Origin of the sequence: Pacificoceanicola algae (genome assembly GCF_049341065.1) — a bacterium.
Lineage (GTDB): Bacteria > Pseudomonadota > Alphaproteobacteria > Rhodobacterales > Rhodobacteraceae > Pacificoceanicola.
Map to the genome: position 1 here is coordinate 16,953 of NZ_JBMPIX010000003.1, position 13,182 is coordinate 30,134.

Here is a 13,182-nt window from a genome sequence, read left to right on the forward strand (position 1 = left end):
GCGGAACACGTCTTAGGAGTTTGAGATGACCGAACCGCGCGAGATCACATTTGCCGAAATTAATCTTGATGGGCTGGCCGAGGCCACGGGCCACGTGGCGCTTCTGGTCAACGAGGCCGGAACACTGACGCCGGGTACGCGGCGGTTGAACCGGCTGACCAAAGGCGCGGTGGTCCGTGCGCTGGCCTCGGAGGCCTGGGGCAAGTTGAAAGAAGGCGAGGCGATGAACCTTTCGATGCCCGTTGGACTGGCGGCTGACGCCGTGACGCTGGTGCGGCTTGAGCGTCGTCCGACAGTGGCGATGGCGCGCAAGGCGGGGGCGGCCTTGGCCACGGCTGCGGGCGCCAAGCCGGTGACGCTGCTGGTCGAGGGCACAACCCGGGCTCCGCAGATCGCGCTGGGACTGGCCTTGCGTGGCTACCGCTTTACCGACCACCTTTCTGACAAGGGTGAGGCACCGGCGCCCGCTGTCCTGATGTGCAAGGACCCGGTTGCAGTTCAGGCGGCGGCAAACAATGCGATGGCCGTGGCGCAGGGCGTATTCTTCACCCGTGATCTGGTTTCGGAGCCGGCCAACGTTCTGACCACCACAGAATTTGCCGGCCGTCTGGAGGCCTTGGGCGACCTGGGCGTCCAGGTTGAGGTGCTGGAAGAGGATAAACTTGCCGAACTGGGCATGGGTGCGCTTTTGGCCGTCGGGCTGGGGTCGGAAAGCCCGTCGAAGGTTGTGATCATGCGGTGGAAGGGCGGGCAGGGCGCGCCATTGGCCTTGGTTGGCAAAGGCGTGGTTTTTGACACCGGCGGTATCAGTCTGAAACCGGCGCAGGGCATGGAAGACATGACCATGGACATGGGCGGCGCCGGTGTTGTGGCCGGGGTGATGAAAACTCTGGCGCTGCGCAAGGCCAAGGCCAACGTGGTGGGTCTTGTCGGCTTGGTCGAGAACATGCCGTCTGGCAAGGCCACGCGTCCGGGCGACATCGTCACGTCGTTGAAGGGCGATACGATCGAAGTGATCAACACCGACGCTGAAGGGCGACTGGTTTTGGCCGACGTGCTTTGGCACGCGCAAGAGGCGGAAAAGCCTGCTGCCATGGTCGATCTGGCCACGCTTACTGGCGCCTGCATCATTGCTTTGGGCCATGAAAATGCTGCCGTCTTTTCGAACGACGACGATTTCGCAGGTGGCTTCCTCAAGGCCGCTGAAACCGAGGGCGAGGGCGCATGGCGAATGCCTCTGGGTCAGGCCTATGACGAGCAGATCAAGACCCTGAAAGCGGATATGAAGAACACCGGCGGTCGCCCTGCGGGGGCGATCACCGCAGCCCAGTTCCTCAAGCGCTTTGTCAAGGACGACATGCCGTGGATCCATCTGGACATCGCGGGCGTCGCGCAGATCGCCAAGGATACCGCCTTTGCCCCCAAGGGCGCTACGGGCTGGGGCGTCATGGCGCTGGATCGGCTTGTGCGCGATCGGTTCGAGCAGGACTGACGTGATATGGGCGCGGCCTTCTTCTATCACCTGACGCGTCGCCCGCTTGAGGCGACGCTGCCCGTGCTTTTGGAAAAATCCATCGGCGCGGGCTGGCGGGTTGCCGTGCGTGGCAGCGCGCGCGAACGTATGGACTGGCTTGATCAAAAGCTGTGGCAAGGTCCGGAAGACGGCTTTCTGCCACATGGGATGGCGGGCGGCCCGCATGACGTCGATCAACCGGTTCTTTTGACGTGGAGCGTCGAGGCCGCGAACGACCCGCAATGCCTGATGACCATAGACGGCGCCGAGATCACGCCAGAAGAGGTGCAGAGGCTGGAACGTGCCTGCATCTTGTTCGATGGTCACGACCCGGAGGCTTTGCACGTGGCACGCGGTCAATGGAAGGCGCTGACCAGCGCCGGGTGTTCCGCGCAATACTGGTCCGAAGAATCCGGTCGTTGGGAAAAGAAAGCCGAGGCTTGATCGTTTTCAGCGCTCGAGCACCAGTCGTCCGCCGGAAATCTCGATCCGGTGAAAGCGCTGAAGATAGGTCATTCCCAACAGCGAAGTGTCCATTTCTCCGGCGTTCACAAAAGCTGGCATGTTGCGGTCGACAAAAGGCCCCAGCGCCACGCGGTCCAATGTCACCGGAGCCGTCTTGACGGCGCCATTGGCCGTCATCGCCTGCGAATAAAAGGCCAAGGTGCCCGCGTCGATTCCGGCGCGTTCCGCATCCCGCTGCGTCAGCACCACCGCCGAGGCGCCGGTGTCCACGACAAAGCGCGTCGGCTCTCCGTTCAGGTCAAGCGTCACATAGTAATGCCCGTCGGGCGCGAGTGGCAGTTCGATCCGGCCCTGATCGGCAAAGACTGCCTGTCTGGGTTGCACGGTCTGGCGAATGTCGCCCCAAAGGCCGATGCCCGCGATGACGCCGAGAAAGATCAGCGCCCAGGCTGAGAGTTGCTTTATCTTGGTGCTCAGGCTGTCGCGGTTCTCGATGAAGAACCAAAGCACAAGCACGCCGCCCAAGAGCAACAAATAGACAAAACGCCCCGTTTCCCAAGATGACATGCTCAGCTCCCACTCAACCACATATTCAAATGTAGGGGGCCGGGTGTCGAATTTCACCCTGCAGAGGCAGCAAAGCCGAAGGCCCGCAAACCATCAAGCACAAATTGCACCGAAAGTGCGGCCAGAAGCATGCCCAATAGGCGCGTCACTACGGTGATGCCGGTTTTGCCAAGTGCCCGTTCGATCAGGCCTGCCGACAGAAACAATGCCAGGACGATCACCAGAACCGCCGCCATGACTCCCAGAACCGAGGCCATGGCCAAGGCGCCGTCAGCCTGTCCGGTCAGAAGGATGATCGAGGCGATTGACCCCGGACCAGCGATAAGCGGGATGGCGATGGGAAAGACGGACGGGTCAGGGAAATCCTCGGTTTCGGTCTGGTCCTCGCGCCGTTTGGTACGGCGTTCGAACAGCATGTCGAGGGCGGTCAGGAACAACAGGATGCCGCCCGCGATGCGGAAGGCAGGCATCGATATGCCGATGAACCCTAGCACGGCCTCGCCGAAAAAGGCGAAGAGCGTCAACAGTGTAAAGGCAATAAGGCAAGACCGAAGCGCCACCGAACGGCGGTGCCTTGCATCGGTACCCGTCGTCAGTGCGATGAACATCGGCGTCAGACCAACAGGGTCGATGACCACGAAAAGTGTCGCGAAGGCGGTGATGAGAAAGGCGCTGTCCATGGGTTTGGTTAGCTTGCCGCCATGGTTGGCGCAAGTCGTCTGTCAGATGATTGGAACGGAACCGGGGGCTGAGCCGCATTGCCGATCACAAAGGCGAAGGCTTATCGAGATTTAATGTGATCGGAGTCGTTTGATACGGCGATACCTATTTGGCGGTGGTCATTTGCCGGACAGCCCGCCATTGCCAAGGCTGATCAAGCAACCGAACACGAGGCAAGTGATCGGGTATTTCAAGCTTCTGCCGCTTCCAGCTTTTCCAGCGCTGCTTCCCACATCGCTTCTGCGCGGCGCAGCCCGTCCATGACCTCGGCGTATTTCTTGTTCCAGACTTCCAGTTCGCCGACCTTGTCATTTTCGTACAGCGCCGGGTCTGCTAGCTTTTCCGCCAGCTTTTCGCGCATCTCTTCGATCTTGGTGACGCGATCTTCGCATTTCCGGGCTTGCGCGCGAAGTTCAAGGATTGCGTCCCGCGATGGGCGTTTGGGCTTTTCCTTGGGCTTTTCGGGGCGCGCAGGGGCATCGCGGGTCAGCAGCATGGCACGATAGGCGTCGAGGTCGTCCTCGTAGGGTCTGACGGTGCCATCCTTCACCAGCCAGAGCCGGTCAGCGACCATCGACAACAGGTGCATGTCGTGACTGACAAGGATCACCGCGCCGGAATAGGCGGTCAACGCTTCGACCAGCGCCTCGCGCGATTCGATATCAAGGTGGTTGGTCGGCTCGTCGAGGATCAACATATGCGGCGCGTCGAGCGTTGCCAGCAGCAAGGAGAGGCGCGCCTTTTGGCCCCCCGACAAACGCCCAACCTCGGTTTCTGCCTGCGCGGCCATCAGGCCGAAGCCTGCCAGCAGGGCGCGCAGCTTGGCGGGCGGGCTGTCGGGGCGCTCGCGTTGCAGATGCTGGATCGGGGTCTCGTCCAGATGCAATTCGTCGACCTGATGCTGGGCGAAATAGCCGATGCGCAGCTTGGAAGACCGGTTCATGCGGCCGTCCATCAGGGGCAGGCGGTCGGACAGCAGTTTCGAAAGGGTCGATTTTCCCTGACCGTTCTTGCCGAGCAGGGCGATGCGGTCGTCCTGATCGATCCGAAGGTTCAGCCGGGACAGAACGACGGTATCGCCATACCCGGTTGATCCGTTTTCGATATTGATGATTGGTGGAGACAATTCGTCTGGCTGAGGGAAGTTGAACACATGCTTGGCGGCATCCTCGGGCGCGCTGATCATATCCATCCGTTCGATCATCTTCAGGCGCGACTGGGCCTGCTTGGCCTTTGACGCCTTGGCCCGGAAGCGATCGACAAAGCTTTGCAGATGCTGTCGGCGGGCGTCCTGCTTTTTTGCCATTGCGCTGGCCTGCGCGCGGCGCTCGGCGCGCTGCTTGGCAAAGCCGTCATAGGGCACGCCGTAATAGGTCAGCTGCTTGTCTTCGAGATGCAGGATGCTGTTCACGGCGCGGTTCAGAAGGCCGCGATCGTGGCTGATCACGATGACGGTGTGGGGGTACTTCTGCAGATAGCTTTCCAGCCAAAGCGCGCCTTCGAGGTCCAGATAGTTGGTTGGCTCGTCCAGAAGCAGCAGATCGGGTTGTGCAAACAGCACACCGGCCAGCGCGACGCGCATCCGCCAGCCGCCGGAAAAGGCTGAGGAGGGCTGCAATTGCTGTTCGGGATCAAACCCAAGTCCGCGCAGGATCGTGGCGGCGCGGGCCTCGGCGCTCCAGGCATCAATGTCGGCGAGACGGGTCTGGATATCCGCGATGCGGTGGCTGTCCGTGGCGGTCTCGGCTTCGGACATAAGCGCGCTGCGCTCGGTGTCGGCGGCAAGCACCGTGTCGATCAGCGAGGTTTCTGAGGCCGACACCTCTTGGCTGACGCCGCCAATGCGCGCGCGCGAGGGTAAGGTGATGTCGCCTTGGTCAAGTGTCAGATCACCCTTGATCAGGCGGAACAGCGTCGTCTTGCCCGCGCCATTGGGGCCGACGAGGCCAACCTTGTGACCATCGGGAATGGTGGCAGAGGCGCCCTCGAACAGAGGGCGGCCTTCGACAGAATAGGAAATATCTTGGATACGCAGCATAATCAGGGCCAATGTCAGAGGCGCCGATCGCTGTCAATGAGCCGCGCCGTCAAGCCATAACCTTCGGGCACTCTCTTGGCTTCACTGGTCCATAAATATCCCGGGGGTTTGGGCGCTGGCCCCAATCTGCGCGGCGTTTGCCAAAGGGCACGAAGGGCTTTTCAAATCTTGCGGTTCATGTTAGCGCCCCGCGCAATAGACATGCCCGGACGTGGTGTCCGGGCCTTCATTGATGGAGCATACCCATGGCCCTTGAGCGCACCTTTTCGATCATCAAGCCCGACGCAACCCGCCGCAACCTGACTGGCAAGATCAACACCAAGTTCGAAGAAGCGGGCCTGCGCATTGTCGCTCAGAAGCGCATTCACATGACCAAAGCTCAGGCTGGCAAGTTTTATGAAGTGCACGCCGAGCGCCCGTTCTATGATGAGCTGTGCGAATTCATGGCCTCCGAGCCGGTGGTTGTGCAGGTTCTGGAAGGCGAAGGCGCCATTGCCAAGAACCGTGAAGTCATGGGCGCAACCAACCCGGCAGACGCGGCCCCCGGCACCATCCGTGCCGAGTTCGCCGAATCGGTGGGCGAAAATTCGGTCCACGGATCGGACGCTCCGGAAACCGCAGCCGTCGAGATCGCCTATTTCTTCTCAGGCCTTGAGCTGGTTGGCTAAATATTTCGGGTTCATCTGACCTGAAAACAATGAAAAGCGCCCTGCGGGGCGCTTTTTGCATTCTTGAGCGGATCAAGCCGGAGTCATGCTCGCATCAGGCACTGTCCCGGCGGCAAGGGACAAGGAACTTGGCGGACGAGGGGCCTGTTCGGCGGCTTGTTGCGCTTCCACATGGGCGCGCAGCAGCGCGGCGTTACGCAGGTTGGCTTTGAAGCCAATGTCGAAGACATCACCGATCAACGGGATAAGTCCTATCACCCAGTCTGCCCCGATATTGGCGAGCATACGCCGTTGCAAGCGCCGCGGTGCGCGCAGGTCTCGGGCTGACTTCACGATATAAAGGGAGGGCGCCAGAGCCAGCGCATCACCGACGCCGGGAACCAGCCCAATCAGGCTGTCCCAGCCAAAGGTGATGCGGGTGAAGGGCAGACGAAACGCGCTGTCCATGCGGCGCGCAATCGACTCGGCCCGCTCGACGTGCCTCAGGTCGGTGTTGCGTGCCATCGGTTACACCCGGCTCGGTTCGTGACCTGTGCGGGCGATGATCCAGACAGCGTGCACGATTCCCGGTATATAGCCCAGAAGCGTCAGCAGGATGTTCAGCCAGAAATGTTTGCCCAGTCCAACCTGAAGGAAGACGCCAAGCGGCGGCAGAATAACGGCGAAAATGATACGAATGAGGTCCATTAGGGGCCTCCTCTTTGTCGAGTTGCGTTCATTTGCATAACCGTGAGAGGCCGATTTGGTTCCCGATCAGCGTTCGATGCCTATCTCGCGCAGGAAGCGGCCAAGGCCTTCGGGAAGGGCGTTCGGGGATTTGGAAGTGTTGGACTTCAGGCTGTCGAACTGGAGGCGAAGCGCTTGTTTTTCCTTGCCTTTGCAATCGTTCCAGGGCCGCCCCTGCAGGGCCATATGCAACACGTAATAGCCGATGAAATGCGGGCGCGTTCCGGCCTGAAGCATCCGGGCATAGGCATCGTGTGCGCCCAAGGCCCGCAGGGTTTCGGCGTCGGGGATGCCCGCGCGTTTGCACTCGGCCTCGAAGGCGGGGCCAAGGTTGCGGATCGAAGAGATCGGCGTGTTCATTTCAGCAGGGCGTCGACCTTGGCGCCGGGCATGCCTTGGCCCAGAAGGTCGAATTCGCCATTACCAAACATCTGGAGAGCGGCGTCGTGGATCACGCGATGCGTGACGCGGGCAAGTGCTGCGCCAAGCGACAGGCGCGCAACGCCCGCAGCAGCGAATTCGGTCCGACTGCGGGTCGCGTAAGGGCCAGCAACAAGGGCGTTCACCGGAAGCGATGTGGCGGCGCAGATGGCGCTCAGATCGTCAAAACGGGGTGGCAGCGGGATATAGACGCAATCGGCGCCTGCCTTTTCGTAGCTTTGGATGCGGGCGATTGCTTCGGGCAGATCATAGTGGCCGTTCATCACGCCATCGGCGCGTGCGACCAAGACGAAATCGCGCGGCAGGCTGCGGGCCGCTGAGGCGGCGGCGCGGATGCGTTCGGCAGCCAATGCGGCGTCGTAAGGGGCATCCGAGGGCAGGGCGGTGTCTTCGATGGAAATACCGGCAAGACCGGCTTCGGCAGACAGGCGGACGGTTTCGGCGCAGGTATCGGGCGCTTCGCCAAATCCATTCTCGAAATCGCCGGAAACGGGCAGGTTTGTCGCGGCGATCAGGTCTTGGGCGTGGGCGAGCGCTTCGTCGCGGGTGACGTGGCCCATGTCGGGGCGGCCGAGGGTGAAGGCATGCGCAGCGGAGGAGGTGCCGATGGCCTGAGCGCCAAGCGATGCCAGCATCTTGGCCGACCCGGCGTCCCACGCATTGGCAAGGATAAAGGGGTTGCCGGGCTGGTGCAGGGCGCGGAAAGCGGGGCCGGGATCATGTGTCATGTTGGGCCTTTTCAGCTAGTGTTTCGGCAAAAGCGCACAGCTCGCGCAATGCTTGGGCGAGCAGGGCGTCGTCGACGGTCAGAGCGACGCGGATGTGCCCCGCTGCGGAGTTGCCAAAGCTTTCGCCCGGCATGACGGCGATGTGGCGGGCGTCCAGAAGCGCCTCGGCAAAGTCGCGGCCTGACAGGCCCGTGGCGCGGATGTCCAGCATGACATACATGGCGCCTTGCGAGGGGATGGCGGTGACGGTGTTCTGCGCGGCAAGGATGTCGAGGGCAAGGGCGCGGCGGCGGCGGAAGGGCTCGGCCACTTCGTCCTGCAGCCATGCGCCTTGGTTCAGGGCAAACACAGCGGCATCCTGAATGTAGCCGGGCACGCCGTAGTTGGTGTTGGTCGACAGATCGATCAGGTGTTTGATCACCTCGACGGGGCCGACGATCCAGCCGACACGAGATCCGGTCATGGCGTGGCTCTTGGACATGGAGCCGATGACCAAGGTGCGATCCTGCATGCCGGGCAGGGCGCGGGGGGACAGGTGCTCGCCTTCCCAGATCTGGGTGTCATAGACCTCGTCCGAGATCAGCCAGAGGTCGTTTTCGATGCAGACCCCTGCCAGCCCTTCGAGAGTGGCGCGGGGATAGACCGTGCCGGTGGGATTGTTGGGGGTATTGATCAGCAAGCTGCGGGCACCGGTTTCTTTGGCCAGTCGGGCCACCTCGGCCGGGTCGGGCAGGAAGGCGTCGCGCGCTCGGGTCGCAATCGCAACGGGCTTGGCCGAGGCGCCGCGGATCGTGCCGGGGTAGGTGGCGTAATAGGGATCAATGTGCAGGGCGGTGTCGCCGGGCTGACAAACCGCGATATGGGCCGCAAAGAGCGCGGCCTGACCGCCAGCGGTAATCACCACGTTGTCGGCCTTGGTTGGCACGCCGGTTTGTGCCTCGACCCGTTGTGCAAGGGTTTCGCGCAGCGCCTTGATGCCCGGCACCGAGGCATAGCCAGTATGCCCCGCACGCGCCCGTTCGTGCATGTGATCAAGGATCAGGGGATGCGTGCGGATGTCATGTTCGCCAATGGTCAGCTCGATCACGCGGGTGCCTGCGGCAACCATCTGGCGGGCGCGGTAGAACACCTCCCAACCGTCAGAGCCGCCGGAGTTCAAGGTTCGAATGCGCGTGGAAAGCTGAGGCATGTGGGTTCCTGTCTGGTTGCCTGTATCAGTGCCAGAGCCTTTGGGGGCGAGCAAGGCCGCACTTGGATCAAGTAAGAAAATGGTAACATATGTTAATGATTTCAGTGCTTTGCGTTCGGGATGGGGTTTGACCCACCGAACGGTCTGACGTACAGTCTGTGACATGCTGGACGAGGTGTCAGCAAAACGGCCTTTGGGTTCTCCCCGGGGCCGTCTTTGTTTGCACCCCGCCTGGAGGGGGAAACCTACAGGCAAGAAAGGTGTCGAGCATGAACAGAGCAGAAAACAACCGACCCGTCCTGATCACGATGAAATCAGAGCTTGAGCGACTTGAAAGAGATCGCGACGAAATCGCGGCAATGCTGGCGGCGCTCAAGGCGGATTTGTTCGAGATGCAGAGCAATCTCAGAAGGGGAAAGCCCGACAAGGGCAGCGACGGCGGTAAACTTTTGAACGACGTCCGGTACTGGATCAAACAGGCCAAGGAAACGGAGAATGAAATTGACGCAATCAGACGGAAAGACTGTGCAATCGCCGGGGAATACGGGCTCGATCTTGAGCAGGCAGGCCTTGAGATCGGGTGCCGCCTGGCTGGCCTCCGCGCCTGTTGCGGTGCAGACGAGGTTTTTGGATGAGTTGGAGATCGGGGAGCGCTTGGCGCTCCCCTTTTTGTTCGACTTCTGGGCGCATGAGCATCAGTTGGCCCCGGAAGGTGATTGGCGCAGTTGGGTCATCATGGGCGGGCGCGGCGCGGGCAAGACGCGCGCCGGGTCCGAATGGGTGCGCTCGCAGGTCGAAGGCGCGCGACCCTTGGACAAGGGGCGTTGCAGGCGCGTAGCCTTGGTTGGTGAAACCTTGGATCAGGTGCGCGAGGTGATGATTTTCGGCGATAGCGGGATCATGGCCTGTTCGCCGCCGGATCGAAAACCCAAATGGGTGGCGACACGGCGCTGTCTGGTCTGGCCCAATGGCGCCGAGGCCATGGCCTTTTCCGCCTATGATCCAGAGAGCCTGCGCGGGCCGCAGTTCGATGGCGCATGGGCGGATGAATTGGCCAAATGGCCGAAGGCGCGGGATACCTGGGATATGTTGCAGTTCGGGTTGCGTTTGGGGGCCGATCCGCGGGTCTGCGTGACCACGACGCCGCGCAATGTGGGCGTGCTGAAAGAGTTGCTGGAGCTTCCCTCGACAGTCGTGACACGCGCTGCGACCGAGGCGAACCGGGCCAATCTGGCACAGTCTTTCCTTGAAGAAGTTCGGGCGCGCTATGCAGGCACCAAACTGGGCATGCAAGAGCTGGACGGGCTGCTTTTGGACGAGATCGACGGCGCGCTCTGGACGCGCGAGATGTTCGACGCGGCGCGCGTGGGCCTGATGCCGCAGATGAGCCGCATCGTGGTGGCCGTCGATCCGCCCGCAGGGGAAGGCAAGACGGCGGATGAATGCGGGATCGTCGTTGCCGGGGTGGTCATGCAAGGCCGCCCGCACGAATGGAAAGCCTACGTGCTGGAGGATGCGACGGTGCAGGGGGCCTCTCCACTTGGGTGGGCCGAGGCGGTGGCCGCGGCGGCGAAACGCTGGCAAGCGGACCGCGTGGTGGCGGAGGTCAATCAGGGCGGTGCGATGGTCGAATCGATCCTGCACAACGTTGATCCCGGCCTGCCAGTGCGCAAGGTCCATGCCTCGAAGGGCAAGGCGGCGCGGGCCGAGCCGGTGGCGGCGCTGTACGAGCAGGGGCGCGTGTTGCACGGTCAGGGCCTTGCCGCATTGGAGGAGCAGATGTGCCTGATGACCAATGCGGGCTTCGAAGGGTCGGGCAGTCCGGATCGCGTCGATGCGCTGGTCTGGGCCTTGACCGATCTGATGCTGAACGGCGTGCAGGGGGTGATGCCATCGGTGCGGATTTTGGGATGACAAACTCATGGCTGTTTTTGGGTCACGGAGCGCCGAGATTTTCGGCGCGCGATCTGAAGTTATTGCCGAACAGGTAAAATGTTTTCGCAATAACAGCGGCTTGCGAGGGTGCCGACCCACCGAACGGTGGTGGAAAGCCCTCTTAACCTATCAATCATAGGTTGGCTATCGAAGCACGAAGGGACGCCCTTCGGGACTGATCCGGATGAAGTGGTGGTTACGGCCGGGAAGGCAATGCTTTCCCGGACACGAGAGGTGCGGCCCTGCGACGGGCCAAGGAAAGGAGCGAGCGATGGTATTCGATTTTCTGCGACGGGGCGTACAGGCGCCAGAGGGCGCGCCAATGCACGCATGGCTGTTTTTGCAGAGGCCAATGGAGTGTTGATTTCGCCCGTTCGGAAGGCTGCTATATGCCGGATCAATGCGACTTTTCCTTTGATTTGATCGAGCACATCACGCAGATCTGCAGGGGCGTTGATAATCAACGTCTTCAGCGTCACCATCGCCTGTGAGCGCGATTTGACCGCCGTATCGCGGGTAATCTTCAGATGTCGGATCATTTCTGATGACCCTGTTTGGGTCTTGGGTTGTGCTGTTGCTTGGCCAGAGAGAACTGATCGTGCCGCTCCTTCTGCATCCAAGCTATCCGTCTTCCCTTGCGTATATCGTAGTTGGCGATTTGGCCGAGTGACCTCGATGACATTGTGACCTTGGGCAAGCAAGGATCGTGAAAGGCCAGCGCCATATGAACCAGTCCCTTCGATCCCAAATGCCAAGACATGGCCAAGAGATCGCGACCAACGTTCCAGCTCCAAATACCCTTTGGGACTGGTTGGGATGGATACTGCGGCCAAACGGGTGCCTTGCGTATCAATCGCGACGGCGACATGGGTGGCCTTATGTGTGTCGATGCCGATGATTACTGGATGTCTGGTCTTCATGGTTGCCCTCATTGCTTTGAATGCCCAGGCACCGATCCGAGGGGACAGGACTGTGAAGGGGCGTCCCCGTCAGGCTCCTATGAGGTCACATCTCGCCCGTTGCCGGGGCGACTTGACGGTCGACACGTCAACGCAATGACACGCAGTCAATCGTAGCATGAGTCAGGCCATCAAGCCGCAATACCATACTCACAGTCGAAGCAGTTGCGGGCGACACGGGCCTTCCGTTCGAGCTGCATGTGCTGCGCAGCGACCGCATGAGCCTGGTGCCGGGCGCCGATGGTTGGCCGGTGGCCTATGAGTATGCTGTCGGCGGGAGAAAGCATCGCTTTGACGTGACCGGACCGGTTTCGCCGATCTGCCATGTGAAGAGCTTTCACCCACTGGACGACCACTATGGTCTGAGCCCGCTGCAAGCGGCGGCGCAAGCGGTTGATGTCCATAACAGCGCGAGCCGTTGGTCCAAGGGCCTGCTCGACAATGCCGCGCGGCCTTCGGGGGCAATTGTCTGGCGCGGGACTGAGGGGCAGGGCCACCTGAGCGCGGAACAATACGAGCGTTTGGCGGCGGAACTGGAAAGCAACCATCAGGGCGCACGCAACGCGGGCCGTCCGATGCTGCTGGAAGGGGGCCTTGATTGGCGGCCCATGGGATTCAGCCCCTCGGATATGGAGTTCCAGAAAACCAAAGAGGCAGCCGCGCGCGAGATTGCCGTGGCGTTCGGTGTGCCGCCGATGCTGCTGGGGATCCCCGGTGAGGCGACCTATTCGAACTATGCCGAAGCGCATCGGGCCTTTTATCGACTGACCATTCTGCCCCTTGCCACGCGGGTCAGTGCGAGTGTCGGGCGTTGGTTGTCGGGCTTCCTGGGCGAAGAGGTGAGCCTGAGACCTGACCTTGATCAGGTGCCCGCCCTGGCCACCGAGCGTGATGCGCAATGGTCGCGCGTTTCCGGGGCGGACTTTCTGACCGCAGCGGAAAAGCGGCAGATGCTGGGCCTGCCGGCGCTGAGCGAGGAGGAGCGAGGTGACTAACCTGAGACGCACCAGCGAGCCATTTGCCTGCGCACCCGCGCTGCGGCTTGAGGCGCATGAGCGGGTGAGCCGACTGCATGTGGACGCTTTGAACGGGCGGCTTGAGCGACTGGAGAAGGTGATCGAGCGGCTGGAACGACGGCTTTGGCTGACGGTGTACGGCGTGGCCGGAGTGATTTTGGCCGAGGCTTTTCAGGGTCTGATGCACGCAGCCCCCTGAGGAAACGAGGAGACGGAA

At 61.6% G+C, this 13,182-nt stretch carries 15 protein-coding genes and 1 pseudogene; 7 read left to right on the forward strand and 9 right to left on the reverse strand.

Annotation, left to right across the window (positions count from 1 at the left end; all coding sequences use genetic code 11):
• The first annotated feature begins 25 nt into the window (after positions 1-25).
• Positions 26-1,492 (forward strand): leucyl aminopeptidase, encoded by a 1,467-nt coding sequence (locus tag ACOYQJ_RS04935; protein WP_422904901.1) that lies wholly within the window; start codon positions 26-28, stop codon positions 1,490-1,492.
• 6 nt (positions 1,493-1,498) lie between these two features.
• A complete protein-coding gene (locus tag ACOYQJ_RS04940; RefSeq protein WP_422904902.1) occupies positions 1,499-1,957 on the forward strand; it encodes a DNA polymerase III subunit chi in 459 nt (152 codons plus the stop codon).
• Positions 1,958-1,963: 6 nt separating this feature from the next.
• On the opposite strand, the gene ACOYQJ_RS04945 is transcribed toward ACOYQJ_RS04940, so the two are convergent.
• The 3 genes from ACOYQJ_RS04945 to ACOYQJ_RS04955 all read right to left on the reverse strand — a co-directional run bounded on the left by ACOYQJ_RS04945 (position 1,964) and on the right by ACOYQJ_RS04955 (position 5,303).
• Positions 1,964-2,545 (reverse strand): retropepsin-like aspartic protease family protein, encoded by a 582-nt coding sequence (locus ACOYQJ_RS04945; RefSeq protein ID WP_422904903.1) that lies wholly within the window; start codon positions 2,543-2,545, stop codon positions 1,964-1,966.
• Positions 2,546-2,598: 53 nt separating this feature from the next.
• On the reverse strand, positions 2,599-3,225 hold the full coding sequence (locus tag ACOYQJ_RS04950) for a MarC family protein (RefSeq protein ID WP_422904904.1): 627 nt from the start codon (positions 3,223-3,225) through the stop codon (positions 2,599-2,601).
• A gap of 230 nt (positions 3,226-3,455) precedes the next feature.
• Positions 3,456-5,303, reverse strand: a complete 1,848-nt coding sequence (locus tag ACOYQJ_RS04955; RefSeq protein WP_422904905.1) for an ABC-F family ATP-binding cassette domain-containing protein — start codon at positions 5,301-5,303, stop codon at positions 3,456-3,458.
• A 245-nt stretch (positions 5,304-5,548) separates the two neighbouring features.
• Here ACOYQJ_RS04955 and ndk point away from each other — a divergent pair, with 245 nt between their 5' ends.
• A complete protein-coding gene (gene ndk / locus ACOYQJ_RS04960) occupies positions 5,549-5,971 on the forward strand; it encodes a nucleoside-diphosphate kinase (protein ID WP_422904906.1) in 423 nt (140 codons plus the stop codon).
• A 72-nt stretch (positions 5,972-6,043) separates the two neighbouring features.
• On the opposite strand, the gene ACOYQJ_RS04965 is transcribed toward ndk, so the two are convergent.
• The 5 genes from ACOYQJ_RS04965 to ACOYQJ_RS04985 all read right to left on the reverse strand — a co-directional run bounded on the left by ACOYQJ_RS04965 (position 6,044) and on the right by ACOYQJ_RS04985 (position 9,055).
• Positions 6,044-6,475, reverse strand: a complete 432-nt coding sequence (locus ACOYQJ_RS04965; RefSeq protein ID WP_422904907.1) for a DUF4112 domain-containing protein — start codon at positions 6,473-6,475, stop codon at positions 6,044-6,046.
• Positions 6,476-6,478: 3 nt separating this feature from the next.
• Complete coding sequence (locus ACOYQJ_RS04970) at positions 6,479-6,658, reverse strand: YqaE/Pmp3 family membrane protein (protein WP_422904908.1); 180 nt, start codon at positions 6,656-6,658, stop codon at positions 6,479-6,481.
• Between the two features lie 66 nt (positions 6,659-6,724).
• Positions 6,725-7,057, reverse strand: a complete 333-nt coding sequence (locus ACOYQJ_RS04975) for a TfoX/Sxy family protein (RefSeq protein ID WP_422904909.1) — start codon at positions 7,055-7,057, stop codon at positions 6,725-6,727.
• A complete protein-coding gene (locus ACOYQJ_RS04980) occupies positions 7,054-7,866 on the reverse strand; it encodes an isocitrate lyase/PEP mutase family protein (protein ID WP_422904910.1) in 813 nt (270 codons plus the stop codon). The genes ACOYQJ_RS04975 and ACOYQJ_RS04980 overlap by 4 nt, the downstream gene beginning before the upstream one ends.
• Entirely contained in the window at positions 7,856-9,055 is a 1,200-nt protein-coding gene (locus tag ACOYQJ_RS04985; protein WP_422904911.1) for a pyridoxal phosphate-dependent aminotransferase, read from the reverse strand. Before ACOYQJ_RS04985 ends, ACOYQJ_RS04980 begins: the two co-directional genes overlap by 11 nt.
• A gap of 269 nt (positions 9,056-9,324) precedes the next feature.
• Between ACOYQJ_RS04985 and ACOYQJ_RS04990 the strand changes: the two genes are divergently transcribed.
• Both ACOYQJ_RS04990 and ACOYQJ_RS04995 read left to right on the forward strand, forming a co-directional pair.
• Entirely contained in the window at positions 9,325-9,690 is a 366-nt protein-coding gene (locus tag ACOYQJ_RS04990; RefSeq protein ID WP_422904912.1) for a hypothetical protein, read from the forward strand.
• Between the two features lie 19 nt (positions 9,691-9,709).
• Complete coding sequence (locus tag ACOYQJ_RS04995; RefSeq protein WP_422904913.1) at positions 9,710-10,969, forward strand: DNA-packaging protein; 1,260 nt, start codon at positions 9,710-9,712, stop codon at positions 10,967-10,969.
• 59 nt (positions 10,970-11,028) lie between these two features.
• On the opposite strand, the gene ACOYQJ_RS05000 is transcribed toward ACOYQJ_RS04995, so the two are convergent.
• Positions 11,029-11,910, reverse strand: a complete 882-nt coding sequence (locus tag ACOYQJ_RS05000) for an IS110 family transposase (protein WP_422904914.1) — start codon at positions 11,908-11,910, stop codon at positions 11,029-11,031.
• 194 nt (positions 11,911-12,104) lie between these two features.
• Between ACOYQJ_RS05000 and ACOYQJ_RS05005 the strand changes: the two are divergent.
• Both ACOYQJ_RS05005 and ACOYQJ_RS05010 read left to right on the forward strand, forming a co-directional pair.
• A pseudogene (locus tag ACOYQJ_RS05005) lies at positions 12,105-12,944 on the forward strand (phage portal protein); the annotation flags it as partial.
• Entirely contained in the window at positions 12,937-13,164 is a 228-nt protein-coding gene (locus ACOYQJ_RS05010; protein ID WP_422904915.1) for a GTA head formation protein, RCAP_rcc01685 family, read from the forward strand. The pseudogene ACOYQJ_RS05005 and the gene ACOYQJ_RS05010, both read left to right, overlap by 8 nt.
• Positions 13,165-13,182 lie beyond the last annotated feature (18 nt).